11 protein-coding genes and 1 pseudogene are annotated in these 13425 nt (G+C 54.7%); 4 read left to right on the top strand and 8 right to left on the bottom strand.

Annotated features, from left to right (window positions below):
• The first annotated feature begins 9 nt into the window (after window positions 1-9).
• The gene (locus tag RDN66_RS01550; protein ID WP_248538916.1) at window positions 10-564 is read left to right on the top strand and encodes a GNAT family N-acetyltransferase; all 555 of its coding nucleotides are present in this window, start codon (window positions 10-12) and stop codon (window positions 562-564) included.
• Here RDN66_RS01550 and pbpG read toward each other — a convergent pair whose 3' ends face one another.
• Both pbpG and RDN66_RS01540 read right to left on the bottom strand, forming a co-directional pair.
• The gene (gene pbpG, locus RDN66_RS01545; protein WP_202217600.1) at window positions 565-1518 is read right to left on the bottom strand and encodes a D-alanyl-D-alanine endopeptidase; all 954 of its coding nucleotides are present in this window, start codon (window positions 1516-1518) and stop codon (window positions 565-567) included.
• Between the two features lie 180 nt (window positions 1519-1698).
• The gene (locus RDN66_RS01540; RefSeq protein ID WP_035895657.1) at window positions 1699-2286 is read right to left on the bottom strand and encodes a Yip1 family protein; all 588 of its coding nucleotides are present in this window, start codon (window positions 2284-2286) and stop codon (window positions 1699-1701) included.
• Window positions 2287-2440: 154 nt separating this feature from the next.
• On the opposite strand from RDN66_RS01540, the gene RDN66_RS01535 reads away from it, so the two are divergent.
• Window positions 2441-3013, top strand: coding sequence for a DedA family protein (locus RDN66_RS01535; RefSeq protein WP_123652679.1), 573 nt, complete (start codon window positions 2441-2443; stop codon window positions 3011-3013).
• A gap of 42 nt (window positions 3014-3055) precedes the next feature.
• Here the strand turns inward: RDN66_RS01535 and RDN66_RS01530 are convergent, their stop codons facing one another.
• Complete coding sequence (locus RDN66_RS01530; RefSeq protein ID WP_202218085.1) at window positions 3056-3712, bottom strand: oligogalacturonate-specific porin KdgM family protein; 657 nt, start codon at window positions 3710-3712, stop codon at window positions 3056-3058.
• A 362-nt stretch (window positions 3713-4074) separates the two neighbouring features.
• Window positions 4075-5514, bottom strand: coding sequence for a multidrug resistance outer membrane protein MdtQ (gene mdtQ, locus RDN66_RS01525; protein WP_202217599.1), 1440 nt, complete (start codon window positions 5512-5514; stop codon window positions 4075-4077).
• Window positions 5515-5647: 133 nt separating this feature from the next.
• Between mdtQ and RDN66_RS01520 the strand changes: the two genes are divergently transcribed.
• Entirely contained in the window at window positions 5648-6382 is a 735-nt protein-coding gene (locus RDN66_RS01520) for a bifunctional 2-polyprenyl-6-hydroxyphenol methylase/3-demethylubiquinol 3-O-methyltransferase UbiG (protein ID WP_202217598.1), read from the top strand.
• A gap of 104 nt (window positions 6383-6486) precedes the next feature.
• On the opposite strand, the gene RDN66_RS01515 is transcribed toward RDN66_RS01520, so the two are convergent.
• The 4 genes and pseudogenes from RDN66_RS01515 to dusC form a co-directional block, all read right to left on the bottom strand.
• Complete coding sequence (locus tag RDN66_RS01515; protein WP_202217597.1) at window positions 6487-7881, bottom strand: glycoside hydrolase family 1 protein; 1395 nt, start codon at window positions 7879-7881, stop codon at window positions 6487-6489.
• 15 nt (window positions 7882-7896) lie between these two features.
• Window positions 7897-9836, bottom strand: a pseudogene (gene bglF, locus RDN66_RS01510) (PTS beta-glucoside transporter subunit IIABC).
• 29 nt (window positions 9837-9865) lie between these two features.
• Window positions 9866-10699 carry a transcriptional antiterminator BglG gene (gene bglG, locus RDN66_RS01505; protein ID WP_202217595.1) on the bottom strand — a complete coding sequence of 278 codons (834 nt, stop codon included), beginning with the start codon at window positions 10697-10699 and terminating at the stop codon, window positions 9866-9868.
• 155 nt (window positions 10700-10854) lie between these two features.
• Window positions 10855-11793 (bottom strand): tRNA dihydrouridine(16) synthase DusC, encoded by a 939-nt coding sequence (gene dusC / locus RDN66_RS01500; RefSeq protein WP_123652684.1) that lies wholly within the window; start codon window positions 11791-11793, stop codon window positions 10855-10857.
• A gap of 86 nt (window positions 11794-11879) precedes the next feature.
• Between dusC and RDN66_RS01495 the strand changes: the two genes are divergently transcribed.
• The gene (locus tag RDN66_RS01495) at window positions 11880-13262 is read left to right on the top strand and encodes a M24 family metallopeptidase (protein ID WP_308537485.1); all 1383 of its coding nucleotides are present in this window, start codon (window positions 11880-11882) and stop codon (window positions 13260-13262) included.
• Window positions 13263-13425 lie beyond the last annotated feature (163 nt).

Here is a 13425-nt window from a genome sequence, read left to right as displayed (position 1 = left end):
AATACAATGATGTCTACGCTTGATGTCACCCGCGACGGCGATGTTGAAATCCGTCACGCGCAGGCTGACGATGTACAAGCCATTGCCGCGCTGTATGCCTGGCACGTTCTTAATGGCCGCGCCTCGTTTGAAGAAGTGCCGCCATCCATTGATGAAATGCATGAACGCATGCGCAGCATTCAAGAGCAGGGCCTGCCGTGGCTAGTCGCACTGTATCGCGGTGAAGTGGTCGGCTACTGCTATGCCAGCCCATATCGCCCTCGTCCGGCCTATCGTTATACCCTTGAAGAGTCTATCTACGTCGACAGCACCATGACGGCACACGGTATTGGCAGCAGCCTGCTAACGGCGCTGATTGCCATTTGTGAGCAAGGCCCGTGGCGGCAACTGCTGGCGGTGATTGGCGACGGCAATAACAATACCGGGTCGCTGCGCCTGCATAAAAAGCACGGTTTCGAGGTGGTCGGTCAATTGCGTAGCGTAGGCTACAAGATGGGTGACTGGCGGGATACGGTAATTATGCAGCGTCCACTCAACGATGGTGACTGGACGCTGCCAGAATAATTAATCGTCCTGGGTGGTCTGCCCGCTACGTTGGGCTCTGGCGATATCGCCTTCCACCTGGGCTTCCTTCTGCTTTTTATAGCTCAGCGCTGCCGCAGGCACCGGCATCACCTTCCCGGTTTCAATCCAGGTGCGCAGACGGCTAGCGTCGGCGAAATGGGTATATTTGCCGAATGCATCCATCACCACCATCGCCACCGGACGTTTGTTCATCACGGTGCGCATCACCAGGCAGTGACCCGCGGCGTTGGTAAAGCCGGTTTTGGTCAGCTGAATGCTCCAGTTGTCGCGATACACCAGATGGTTGGTATTGCGGAACGGCAGCGTATAAGCCGGATGGACGAAGGTTGCGGTATCTTCTTTGGTGGTGCTGAGCTGGCCAATCAGCGGGTACTGTTTGGTGGCAATCAACAGCTTCGTCAGGTCGCGTGCGGTCGAGACGTTATGAATCGACAGCCCGGTTGGCTCAACGTAGCGGGTGTTGGTCATCCCCAACGATTTTGCCTTGGCGTTCATCGCACGGATAAACGCGTCATAGCCGCCCGGATAGTGGTGAGCCAGGCTCGCCGCCGCGCGGTTTTCTGAAGACATCAGCGCCAGCAGCAGCATATTTTTACGGCTAATCTGGCTGTTCAGGCGCACGCGAGAGTAAATCCCTTTCATCTCTGGCGTGTGGCTGATATCCACAGTCAGGATTTCATCCAGCGGCAAATGCGCGTCCAGCACCACCATTGCCGTCATTAGCTTGGTGATAGAGGCCATCGGGCGTACCAGATCTGGCTGGTTGGCGTAAATAACTTTGTTCGTTTCAAGATCAACAATCATCGCGCTACCGGAAGCAATTTCCGGCTGCGAGGCAACGGCGGTCACAGCCGTTTTTGCACTCGCCTGAGGCGCAAAAGGCACAGCCAGCACAAGGGCAAGGCTGAGCAGGGAAACGCGAAATTTCTGCATGGTGAGTATTCTGGCGGTTATTTATGCACATTATGATAGACAACCGCCTCGTACCTAAGGGGTACGAAGCGGAATGGCTCATCATAGCGCGGAGTGCGCGGAATCTACCAGAAAAGAATAGTGAATAAATGCTGCATTGCTGACGGAATTCATATTCACATCAGCAATGCATTCAGCGGGTTAAAACAGCCTGTACCCGTAGCCCCACAGCACCACGGTCAGCGCCAGCAGCACTTCCAGCACCAGCACCCCAATCGCCAGAGTGGAGCTGGCAAAACTCAGCCCCTCTTCCCGGTTAATATTGAGGAAAGTGGGAATGCCGACATAGAGCAGATACCCGGTATAGAACAGCGCCACCGTCCCAACCAGCGCGCACAGCCACACCAGCGGATAGAGCGCAACAATACCGCTCAGGAAAATAGGCGTCGCCACATAACCGGCAAACACCATACAGCGTTTGAGTGAAGGACGCTGCGGGTAGTTACGCGCCATCCACCAGATAACCCGGCCCATCACCGCTACGCCCGCCAGCATAAGGGCGTAGAAGAGTATCGCCAGCCCAATCCCGGTCATCAGCGAAAGCCGCACCACGGTGCCTTCGCCAAAGTTCCAGCCAAGCTGGGTGGTACCGATAAACGCGCACACCACCGGAATGGCCGCCATCACCAGCACATGATGCACATAGTGGTGAGAGACAGATTCATTCTCACTGCGAATAACATGCATCTCTTTATCAGGGTGGGAGAAGAGTCCCCATACATGGTTCATAACGCCTCCTCAGCACGGCTTCGTACCACGTTGTACTAAGTATAATTCACATGAATAGATTGTTTTATGTACAACGCAAAAAATAGACGCAGCCGCACTTCTTGCGTGAGGGTGTATGATTAAAGGATTGAGGCAGTAAGGAGTGAGTGTTTGCATGGATATCAATAACCTGATTTCCCACTACGGTTATGCCGCGCTGATTATCGGCAGTATGGCGGAAGGCGAGACCATTACGCTGCTCGGCGGGGTGGTGGCACATCAGGGTCTGTTAAAATTTCCGCTAGTGGTCATTTCTGTGGCGCTAGGCGGCATGATTGGCGACCAACTGCTTTACCTGCTTGGTCGACGCTTTGGTGGGCGGCTGCTTAAGCGTTTTTCACGCCATCAGGCGCGCATTCGCAAGGCACAGCGGCTGATTAAAAGTCGTCCCTATCTTTTCGTGATTGGCACCCGTTTTATGTACGGCTTCAGGGTCATTGGGCCGCTGTTGATTGGTGCCAGCGGGCTACCGCCGAAGATCTTTCTGCCGCTGAATATTCTGGGTGCGTTAATCTGGGCGTTGCTGTTCACCACGCTCGGCTATCTGGGCGGCGAAGCGATTGGCCCATGGCTGCACCATCTGGATAAGCATCTGAAGCATCTCATCTGGCTGGTTCTGGTCGTCGTGCTGGTGATCGCCGTTCGCTGGTGGATGAAGCATCGGGAAGCGAAAAAACCGCAGGAATAAGCACGGTGAAGGTAGCCCGAGCGACGGGCTACCGAGGGTTTATCAGAACGTATATTGCACACCGACGCGATAGCGTGTCTGGCGATCGTCTTCATCGCTGCTCACAGAAACGTTACCGATCTGCGCATACGGCTTCCAGTTTTTATCGATGCTGTAGGCCACTTTGAGATCCAGCTCATAGTCATCTTTTCCGTTATTGTAACGATTATAATCTTCGCTTTTCTTATACAAATAGTTTCCTTCAAACGTCCACGCCCCGGTTTTATATCCCAGCCATAGATCACCACGATTAACATGTTCATCATCTTTAGCACTCGATGTATCACGGGTATATTCATAGCGATAACGTGCGGCAACGTAAAAACCCCCTTCGAAATTATACTGCCCACGAAGATACGGTTTATAGATTGCTTTCGACGATGAGGTTTCTAAAGCAAACCCAGGCTGAACGGTTATATTTGGCATGGCGTTAAATTGATAGCTAATAACATATTCATCGCCATTATCTACAACATCATTAAATGCTTTATCTGAATGTTCACCGCCTGACTTGGTTTTCGCTTCAACGGAAAAACCAAAGCCGTTAGCGAAACGGTGTGAGATCAGCACCCTATCCTTCTGCCCCTGTGAGGTGTCGGTATATTCATGGCGCAGGTCAATCGTTACCGCGCCTGCAGAAGCGCTGGCTAATGCCAGCATCCCAAAGGTTATTAATTTTTTCACGCAATCGTCCTCTATTTTTCTCGTTAACAAAAACAGTGAGGAACTGGCTATAATATTGAAATGACAAATATAAAAAACAACGATTAAAAACCTATCCAATAAAAATATTAATTTTATGGCTGGCGATATTAGGGGGTGAGACATCACGTGTCATGCATTTAAATACCAATACGTGATCGGTGATGCATTTTTATGAATGCGGGGTTGTTTATTTTTAATAAACATAAAATTTAGATATTTGAAAAATATATTAATAGCTAATACTATTTTATTCCGGTATTTATTTTTCATTCCCCTCTGCATCTGAAAGGCCGAGGGGAATGAGATATTAATCGTGCTTATTTTTCCGACTGAAGATAGCCGCCACCCAAGGCTGAGGTCAGCTGAATGCTGGCATCCAGCCACTGACCGTGCAGACGTAACGCATTCACGCGCTCCTGCAGGGCGGGCAGCTTGGCGAGGCTGACCTTAGAACCTGGAATGATCCCGGCGGTCATCCGCGCCTGCGCCAGCGTAACCACGCGCTGCGCATCTTTCTCAACCTGCTGTTGTTGCTGGTTTTTCTCCATCAACGTTTCGACCTGGCTTGCGGTTTTCGCTACCTGGTTTACCGCATCCACCACCGCTTTATTGTATTTAGCGATGGAGAGATTGTTCTGCGCGTTGGCGATATCCAGGTTGGCATTCAGACGGCCGCTATCGAAGATAGGCAGCGTCAGACCAGCGGTTACGCCCATCTGGTTGGCAGAGCTACGGAACAGGTCGCTTAAGTGCAGCGCATCCTGTTGCAGGAAAGCCATCAGGTTAATGTCCGGGTAGAATGCCGCTTTTGCCGCGTCGATCTCGCTGAGTGACGCTTCAATATACCAATGCGCTTCCTGCAGATCCGGGCGACGCGCCAGCAGGTCATAGCCTAAGCGAGCTGGCATTTTAGTGGCGACGGCAGGCAAATCAACTTTACGTAAATTCAACGACTGACTCTGGCTGTTGGTCAGCGCCATCAAACGCGCTTCAATCTCTTTCATGTTGCCGGCAACGTCGGCCAACTGCTGGTCGGTTTTGCTGACGTTAATATCGTTTTCTGCCCCTTCGGCGGAGTTGGTCAGCCCGTGCTGGTAAAGCTCGGTATCCACGGTCACGATATTATTCTGTTCGCTTTTCACCTGCTCTAACACGCCGTGGATTGCCGCTTCGGTTTGCCACTGCCAGTACAGGCGCGCCACGCTGCTGGAGAGCAGTTCCTGGGTTTGCGCCCGCTCGGCAACCTGCGCCTTCACTTCACCAATACGCGCCTTCACCTGCGCCCGGTTTTTACCCCACAGGTCGAGATCCCATCCGGCAGTCAGGCCAAAAGTCCCGTTGGTATACCACGGGCCGGTGTTGCCGTCCGTATCGGTCGCAAATGGCCCCATCAGGCCTTCAGAGGACATTTTCTGACGCTCAAGATTCCCGCCGAAATCCACTTCCGGGCCCAGAGACGACTTCGACATACGCGCCTGCGCTTCGGCAAGTTTGATTCGCTGGTCGGCAATCTGCATATCCGGAGCGTTCGCCAGCGCGCGGCTAATTAAGCTATTGAGCTGCGCGTCGTGGTAACCCTGCCACCAGTTATTCTGCGGCCAGCCATTTTTGACCGCCGCAGGGAGATCCGTAGAAACGTTCGAGGCCGGAACCTGCTGTTTAACAGGACTGCCAATATCATGCGACGGCGCACAGCCAGCCAGCGCGATGAGCAGGGGTAAGCCAGACAGCACGCTTTTTTTCAGAATTAAGTTCATTTGAGAAGTCAGGTAACAAAAGTAGGAGGGTTATATTAATTTAAATGGATTAAATCCTTTTAGTAAAGCGTGTGAGAACATAATTTGACATACTTAGTGACAGTTAAAAATTATTAAAATTCATGGAGTAGAAATGAGTCAGAACATTTATGACAACCCTGATTTCTTCGCCGGTTACGCGACGCTCGATCGTTCGGTTAAAGGGCTCGACGGAGCGCCGGAATGGGGCACCATAGAGCAAATGATGCCCGTGCTGGCAGGTAAGCGCGTGGTGGATCTGGGTTGCGGCTACGGCTGGTTTTGCCGCTGGGCGCGTGACCAGGGCGCAACGCAGATTACGGGTCTGGATCTTTCCAGTCGAATGCTGGAACGCGCACGGGAGATGACCGACAGCGCGGAGATTGAATATCGCTGCGAGGATTTGCAAACCCTCACGCTTGCCGCCAATAGCTATGACGTCGCCTACAGTTCGCTGGCGCTGCACTATTTGCCCGATATTGCCCCGCTGCTCGCCTGCGTTTATCAGGCCCTGACGCCGGGCGGCACGCTATTATTTTCCGCCGAACATCCCATATATACCGCCCCGCTCAAGCAGGGTTGGCATGAGGATGAACAGGGACAGAAAAGCTGGCCAGTTAGCCATTATCAGCAGGAAGGCGAGCGTATCAGCAATTGGTTTGCCGACGGCGTGAAGAAGCAACACCGGACGCTGGGTAGCTGGATTAACGCGCTGGTGGCCGCCGGTTTCATCATTGAGTGCCTCAACGAATGGGGGCCAACGGCCGCGCAGATTGCCGCCAACCCGGCGCTGGATGAAGAGAAAGAACGGCCGATGATTTTTATTCTGCGCGCGCGTAAGCCAGTGTGAGTAGGGTGAGTGCCGGATGGCGGCTGCGCCTTATCCGGCCTACAGGAGAGTGATATTGCTTGTAGGCCGGATAAGCAAAGCGCCATCCGGCAATTCACCAACGCTTACGCTTTCAAACTTGCGCCGTTGGTCGCAATCACCTCTTTATACCAGTCGAAGCTCTTTTTCTTGCTGCGCGCCAGCGTACCGGTGCCATCGTCGTGGCGGTCAACATAGATAAATCCGTAGCGCTTGGAGAGTTCTGCCTTCGAGGCGCTGACCAGGTCAATCGGCCCCCAGCTGGTGAAGCCCATCAGTTCAACGCCGTCTTCAATCGCTTCCCGCGCCTGCACCAGATGGTCATTCAGGTAGCTGATACGGTAGTCATCGTTGATGCTGCCATCGGCTTCGACTTTGTCCTTCGCGCCGAGGCCGTTTTCGACAATAAACAGCGGCTTCTGATAGCGATCCCACAGCACGTTCAGCAGCGTGCGCAGCCCCAGCGGGTCAATCTGCCAGCCCCACTCCGAGCTTTCCAGATGCGGGTTTGGCACCATGTTAAGAATGTTGCCACGCGCTTTCTGGTTCAACGCCTCGTCAGCGGTAACGCAGCCGGTCATGTAGTAGCTAAACGAGATAAAATCGACCGTGGATTTCAGCGCTTCGCGGTCGGCGTCGGTTATCTCCAGCGTAAAACCGTTGTCGCGGAAATAGCGCAGCATATAGCCTGGATACGCCCCGCGCGCCTGCACGTCACCGAAGAACTGCCAGCCGCGGTTCTCCTGCAGGGTTTTGAAGATATCTTCCGGCTTGCAGCTGAGTGGGTACATCAGGCCGCCCAGCAGCATGTTGCCGATTTTCCCTTCCGGCACAATCTCATGACAGGCTTTCACCGCCAGCGCACTCGCCACCAGCTGATGGTGAATAGCCTGATAAATCTCAGCTTTACTGCTGTCGCTCGGCAGACCCACGCCGGTCATCGGCGCGTGCAGCGACATATTGATTTCGTTAAAGGTCAGCCACAGTTTGACCTTGCCTTTGTAGCGATCGAACACCGTACGTGCATAGCGCTCGAAGAAGCCAATCACCTTACGATTGCCCCAGCCGCCGTAGTTTTTCACCAGCGCCCACGGCATCTCGTAGTGAGACAGCGTCACCAGTGGCGTGATGTCGTGCTTGGCCATTTCATCAAACAGCTTGTCATAAAAAGCCAGACCCGCTTCGTTTGGCGCAGCGTCATCGCCGTTCGGGAAAATGCGCGTCCAGGCAATCGACACGCGCAGACAGTTAAAGCCCATCTCAGCGAACAGCGAAATATCTTCTGGATAGCGATGATAAAAATCGATAGCGATATCTTTTAAACCGGAATCGCCCGGGATGCGTTCAACCACATCGCCAAAAACGCCCTGCGGCTGCACATCCGAGGTGGACAATCCTTTGCCGTCCTCCAGATATGCCCCTTCGACCTGGTTCGCTGCGGTTGCGCCGCCCCAATAAAACGCCTTCGGGAATGCTTTCATCTCTCTCTCCTGTGATTAATGCGTAATGGTCAACAGCGGCTGACCGGCGCTAACCGAACTGCCTGCAACGGTTTCCAGCCCCGGGTAATCGTCGCTGTTGCTGATAATAATTGGCGTCGCCAGGTCGTAACCGGCGTCCAGAATGGCCTGACGATCGAAGGTGAGCAGCAGATCCCCCGCCTGCACCTTATCCCCCTCTTTCACGTGAGCGGTGAACGGCACGCCGTCCAGCTTGACGGTATCAATGCCCACGTGGATCAGCAGCTCAATGCCGCTGTCGCTCTCAAGACCAATGGCGTGTTTGGTTTGGAAAATCGAGGCGACCTCACCGTTGAACGGCGCAATCACTTTGCCTTCGCTCGGAATTATCGCTACCCCTTTGCCGAGCAGTCCGCTCGCGAAGGTGCTATCCGGTACATTTTCCAATGCCAGAACGGTACCGGTCATCGGCGCCAGCACGTCGTTTTCTGACGCCTTTGCCACCGAGGTGGGCTCTGCGGCCTGCCGAGGCATTCCGAAGAAGAAGGTTAACGTGCCGGAGAGGATAAAGGCCACCGCCGTACCGATCAGCCCGCCCCAAACGCTGGCGTCAATGCCGCTTGCCGGGATCATCTGCGCCGGGAAGAAGATATTCGGCAGGCCAAAAGAATACGTCGCGCTGTAACTAAAGGCGGTAATTGCACCGCCGAGGGCACCCGAGACGCAGCCAAAGATAAACGGACGACGCAGCGGCAGCGTCAGGCCATAAATCGCCGGTTCAGTGATACCAAAAAGCCCGGCTGAAAATGCAGACCCCGCCAGCACTTTCTGGCGCACATCGCGGGTGGCGAGGAAAATCCCCAGCACCGCCCCTACCTGCGCCAACACCGCTGGCAGAATAATCGGCAGCATCGAATCGTGGCCCAGCACGTTCAGGTTATTGATCATCAGTGGCACCAATCCCCAGTGCAGACCGAAGATCACGCAGACCTGCCACAACCCGCCCAATGCAGCCCCCGCCAGCCATGGCGCGACGACATAAATCGCCTGGTAGCCGTTTGCCAGCATCACGCTAAGCCAGGTGGCAACTGGCCCGATAGCCAGAAACGTCAGCGGCACCACGATGGCAAGGCAGATAGCGGGGGTAAAAAAGTTCTTCATCGCCGACGGCAGCAGCGCGTTACTGCGCCGTTCAATCCAGCAACTTACCCATGAGGCAAGAATGATGGGAATAACCGACGAACTGTAATTGATAAAGGTGACCGGTATACCGAGAAAATACTCCGCACTTGCTCCCGGCGTCTGCGCTGCCTCAAAGGCCTGAATCATCAGTGGATGGGTTAGCGCCCCACCGATAACCATGGAGATAAACGGATTGCCGCCAAACTTTTTCCCCGCGGTGTAGCCGAGAAACAGCGGGAAAAAGAAGAACAGCGAGTCGCTTGCCGCAAACCAGATTTTGTAGGTCGCCTGCTCGGTATCCAGCCAGCCGCACGCCACCGCCAGCGCCAGCAGCCCTTTCAGCAGACCGGTTGCCGCCATCACCCCGATAAACGGGGCAAAAATGCCGGAGACCACATCAATAATCTGGCCCAGTACCGAGGTTTTCTCGCCTTTATCAGCCACCGGTTCGCTATCGTCGGTTATCCCTGCGGCCTCGCGTACCGCCAGCCAGACGTCATGGACGTGGTTGCCGATCACCACCTGAAACTGACCGCCGCTTTCGACCACCATAATGACGCCGGGGTTCGCCTTCAGCGCCTCGGCGTCTGCTTTGCCGCTCTCTTTAAGCTTAAAACGCAGTCGCGTTGCGCAGTGAACCAGACTCACTATATTCTCCTTGCCGCCTACGTGGCGGAGAATATCCTGCGCGAGTTCCTGATATTTCATGCTGAATTCCTTGACCGAGTATATAAAAACAAAAAAACCCGAGAACGACGCCAGATGGCACCGCGCTCGGGTTTTGCCTGCATTATGCAGTAACAATCCCATTGTGCTTTGGGGATTAACGCCCCTCTTTTCTCACCCGTTCGATATGAATGGCGAGAAACATAATTTCTTCCGTCGTCAGCGACCGCTGATAACTTTTTTGCAAATGCACCGCCACGGTTTCCGCACACTTCCACGCTTTCGCGTAGTTGTCTTTCACCGCGCCGTGCAGCTCAGCATCGTCATCTTCCACCACCGTTCGCGTCAGCATCCGCTGGGCGAAAAACTTCAGGTGGGTGACAAAGCGCTGGTAGCTTAGCGACTCTTCGTTGTACTCCAGCCGCAGTTGATACTTCACCAACTGCAAAATTTCCTGCATTACCCGAGTGACGTGCATCACCTCCGGCATTTCGCTGTTGAGCTGCGCCGTCACCAGATGCAGGGCGATAAACCCGGCCTCATCTTCCGCCAGCGCCACGCCGAGCCGCTTTTCAATCAGCGCCCGCGCTTCTTGCCCCAGCGAAAACTCTTTCGGGTAGAGCCGCTTAATGTCCCACAACAGCACATTGCGCAGCGCCACGCCCTTTTTTTGCCGTTCAATGGCAAAGTGGCAGTGGTCGGTTAGCGTGATGTAGACGCTCTCCTGTAGCCTGCCAAGCCGCTCGCGCGCCCGTTCGATAATCCGGTCGCAGGTGGTCATCACCTCAAGCGGGATCTGACTGAGTAATTCACTTAAACGCCCTAACAGCTCGTCGCTTTGCAGGGCAAAAATTTTCTCGATTTTCGTCTCATCCAATGAGTCGCCGACGCGTTTCTGAAAGGCTAGCCCTCGCCCCATCACAACCTGCTCACGCCGGTGTTCATCCAGAACCACCACCACATTATTATTAAGAACTTTGGCGATCTGCATTTATGAACCCCAGAAACAAAAAAACCTGACTTCTGACAGGAGCCAGAACATCAGGTTTTGCCTGCCGAAGCAGTAACAATCGAGAAGAAGTATTTCATTTTCACTGCCGTAAGCTCAATGGAGCAAACGGAAAATTGTGATGCAGATCGGATACTTTATGCCTGCCAGTCGTTTATCGCCCGGGCAATCAGCTTCGATTCCTGTAGCGCGCGCACGGCGGTGAACAGTTCGGTGGCTTCGGCATATTCTTTGCGCAGATAGCCCAGCCACTGCTTGATACGCGCCACGTGATAGAGCCCGGTGTCGCCCTGCTTTTCCAGATGGGTATATTTCTTGAGCAGATCCACCACCTGCGGCCAGGGCAAACGTGGTTCGTTATATTTGATGACCCGGCTGAGGTTCGGCACGTTCAGCGCCCCGCGACCGATCATCACCGCGTCGCAGCCGGTGACGGCCATGCAGGCCTGTGCGCTTTCATAGTCCCAGATTTCGCCGTTGGCGATAACGGGAATGGAGAGCCGCTGGCGAATCTCGGCAATCGCCTGCCAGTTGATGCGCTCGGCCTTGTAGCCATCTTCTTTGGTGCGCCCGTGAACGGCAAGCTCGGTCGCCCCCGCCTGCTGCACCGCATCAGCGATTTCAAACTGACGCGCGCCGCTGTCCCAGCCCAGACGCACTTTTACCGTGACCGGCAGGTGCGCGGGTACCGCTTCGCGCATCGCTTTCGCGCCCTGATAGATAAGCTCCGGGTCTTTCAGCAACGTCGCGCCGCCGCCGCTACCGTTTACCGTTTTCGATGGGCAGCCGCAGTTGAGGTCTACGCCCCAGGAGCCGAGCTCCACCGCACGGGCAGCGTTCTCCGCCAACCACTGCGGGTATTGCCCCAGAAGCTGAATGCGCACACGGGTACCGGAAGGCGTGCGGCTTTCGTTATGCAGCTCCGGGCAGAGTTTCTGGAACGATTTTACCGGCAGCAGCTGATCCACCACGCGCAAAAATTCGGTGATGCATAGATCATAATCATTCACTTCGGTCAGCAGCTCGCGAACGAGCGAGTCGAGCACGCCTTCCATCGGTGCCAGTAAAACACGCATATCGTTATCCGGAAAAAAAAGAGGCGCTATGGTAACGTCTTAGTATGCCGCTTTCCACTGCCAGTCAACACATCAGGAGGTGAATGATGAATTCAAGGGATATTAAGCTAAAGACCATCCAGCCGCCGTGCGGTTTCAGCGACGTGCCGCCGGTCACGCTGACCGATGCCACCCTGCTCGAGCGTAAAAACAAGCTGCTCGAACGGATGCAGGAAGAACGCTTTGATGCGCTGGTGATTTACGCCGACAAAGAGCACGGCGGTAACTTTGAGTACCTGACCGGGTTTATTCCGCGCTTTGAAGAGGGGCTTCTGGTGCTGCACAAATCCGGGCACGCCACCGCCATTCTCGGCAACGAAAACCTGAAGATGGCGGCTCATTCGCGTATTCCGGTGACGCTAAAGCACTGCCCGCTGTTCTCGCTGCCTAATCAGCCTATGGACAACGAAAAGTCGCTGGCGCAGTTGTTCAGCGAAACCGGACTGAGCGCGATGTCCAAGGTCGGGCTGGTGGGCTGGAAGATGTTTTCCACCGTCGGGAGCGATAACGCGAAGCTGTTTGACCTGCCGTGGTTTATCGTCGAAGCGATAAAACAGAGTACCCATGCCGATCTGGTCAACGCCGCGCATTTGTTTATTCGCGGTGATAAAGGGGCGAGAACGGTCAATAACGCCAACGAAATTGCCCATTACGAATACGGTGCCAACCTCGCCTCCCGCTGCATGCTGGCGGCGCTGGACGCCGTTGAACCGGGCGTTCGTGAAGTGGAGCTGGGCGCCCTGCTCGCCGCCGAGGGGCAGGCACCGTCAGTCGTCACCATCGCGGCAGCCGGGCAACGCTTCGAGAAAGCAAACCTCTACCCTTCGTGGAAAAAAGTCGAACGCGGCCAGCCGCTGTCGATGACCACCGGGTTTAAGGGCGGGCTTTCCAGCCGCACTGGCTTTGTGATTGCCGAGGAAAGCGAGCTGCCGGAAAACCAGCGGGATTATCTGGACCGGGTGGTGAAGCCCTATTTTGGTGCGGTGGCAGCGTGGCTTGAGCAAATTAAGGTCGGGATGCCGGGCGGCGAGCTGTACGATTTAGTCGAACGCGTGCTGCCAAAAGCGCAGTACGGCTGGCATCTTAATCCGGGGCATTTGAGCGCCGATGAAGAGTGGATGTCTTCGCCGGTTTATTCAGGCTCGGTCGAAACGCTGAAAAGCGGCATGGTGATGCAGATTGATATTATTCCGTCGGTGCCGGGGTATACCGGGACGAGTGCAGAAGAGAGCATTGCGCTGGCCGATGCCGCGTTGCGCCAGCAGATAGCGCAGGCGTATCCGGCGCTGTGGGCACGCATTGAGGCGCGGCGAGCGTATATCCGCGAGACGTTGAATATTGCGTTGAGCGATGACGTATTGCCGCTGTCCAACGCCGTGGGGTATTTGCGGCCGTTTATGTTGGCCAAAGATAAGGCGCTGGTGGGTTAGCGGCGCTGCGCTTGGCCGGGCTACGCGTTTCAGTGTAGCCCGGGCGAGCGCATGTACGACCGGATACATAGGTAACACTTCAGACCGGGAACATAGGTAACACTTTCCTAGTCTATCCGGATAATACTACGGCTTTTCCGGTCATAGTAAGCAAGCGTTATTC

Origin of the sequence: uncultured Kluyvera sp. (assembly GCF_902485085.1) — a bacterium.
GTDB classification, from domain to species: domain Bacteria; phylum Pseudomonadota; class Gammaproteobacteria; order Enterobacterales; family Enterobacteriaceae; genus Kluyvera; species Kluyvera ascorbata.
The sequence above is the reverse complement of the archived record's forward strand: the minus strand, read 5'-3'. Positions and strand labels throughout refer to the sequence as shown.

Coding starts and splice junctions, on each gene's coding strand:
- RDN66_RS01535 (WP_123652679.1), top strand. CDS start 2,441: ATGGATATCAATAACCTGATTTCCCACTACGGTTATGCCGCGCTGATT.
- dusC (WP_123652684.1), bottom strand. CDS start 11,793: ATGCGTGTTTTACTGGCACCGATGGAAGGCGTGCTCGACTCGCTCGTT.
- bglG (WP_202217595.1), bottom strand. CDS start 10,699: ATGCAGATCGCCAAAGTTCTTAATAATAATGTGGTGGTGGTTCTGGAT.
- RDN66_RS01495 (WP_308537485.1), top strand. CDS start 11,880: ATGAATTCAAGGGATATTAAGCTAAAGACCATCCAGCCGCCGTGCGGT.
- RDN66_RS01550 (WP_248538916.1), top strand. CDS start 10: ATGTCTACGCTTGATGTCACCCGCGACGGCGATGTTGAAATCCGTCAC.
- RDN66_RS01520 (WP_202217598.1), top strand. CDS start 5,648: ATGAGTCAGAACATTTATGACAACCCTGATTTCTTCGCCGGTTACGCG.
- RDN66_RS01515 (WP_202217597.1), bottom strand. CDS start 7,881: ATGAAAGCATTCCCGAAGGCGTTTTATTGGGGCGGCGCAACCGCAGCG.
- mdtQ (WP_202217599.1), bottom strand. CDS start 5,514: ATGAACTTAATTCTGAAAAAAAGCGTGCTGTCTGGCTTACCCCTGCTC.
- RDN66_RS01530 (WP_202218085.1), bottom strand. CDS start 3,712: ATGCTGGCATTAGCCAGCGCTTCTGCAGGCGCGGTAACGATTGACCTG.
- RDN66_RS01540 (WP_035895657.1), bottom strand. CDS start 2,286: ATGAACCATGTATGGGGACTCTTCTCCCACCCTGATAAAGAGATGCAT.
- pbpG (WP_202217600.1), bottom strand. CDS start 1,518: ATGCAGAAATTTCGCGTTTCCCTGCTCAGCCTTGCCCTTGTGCTGGCT.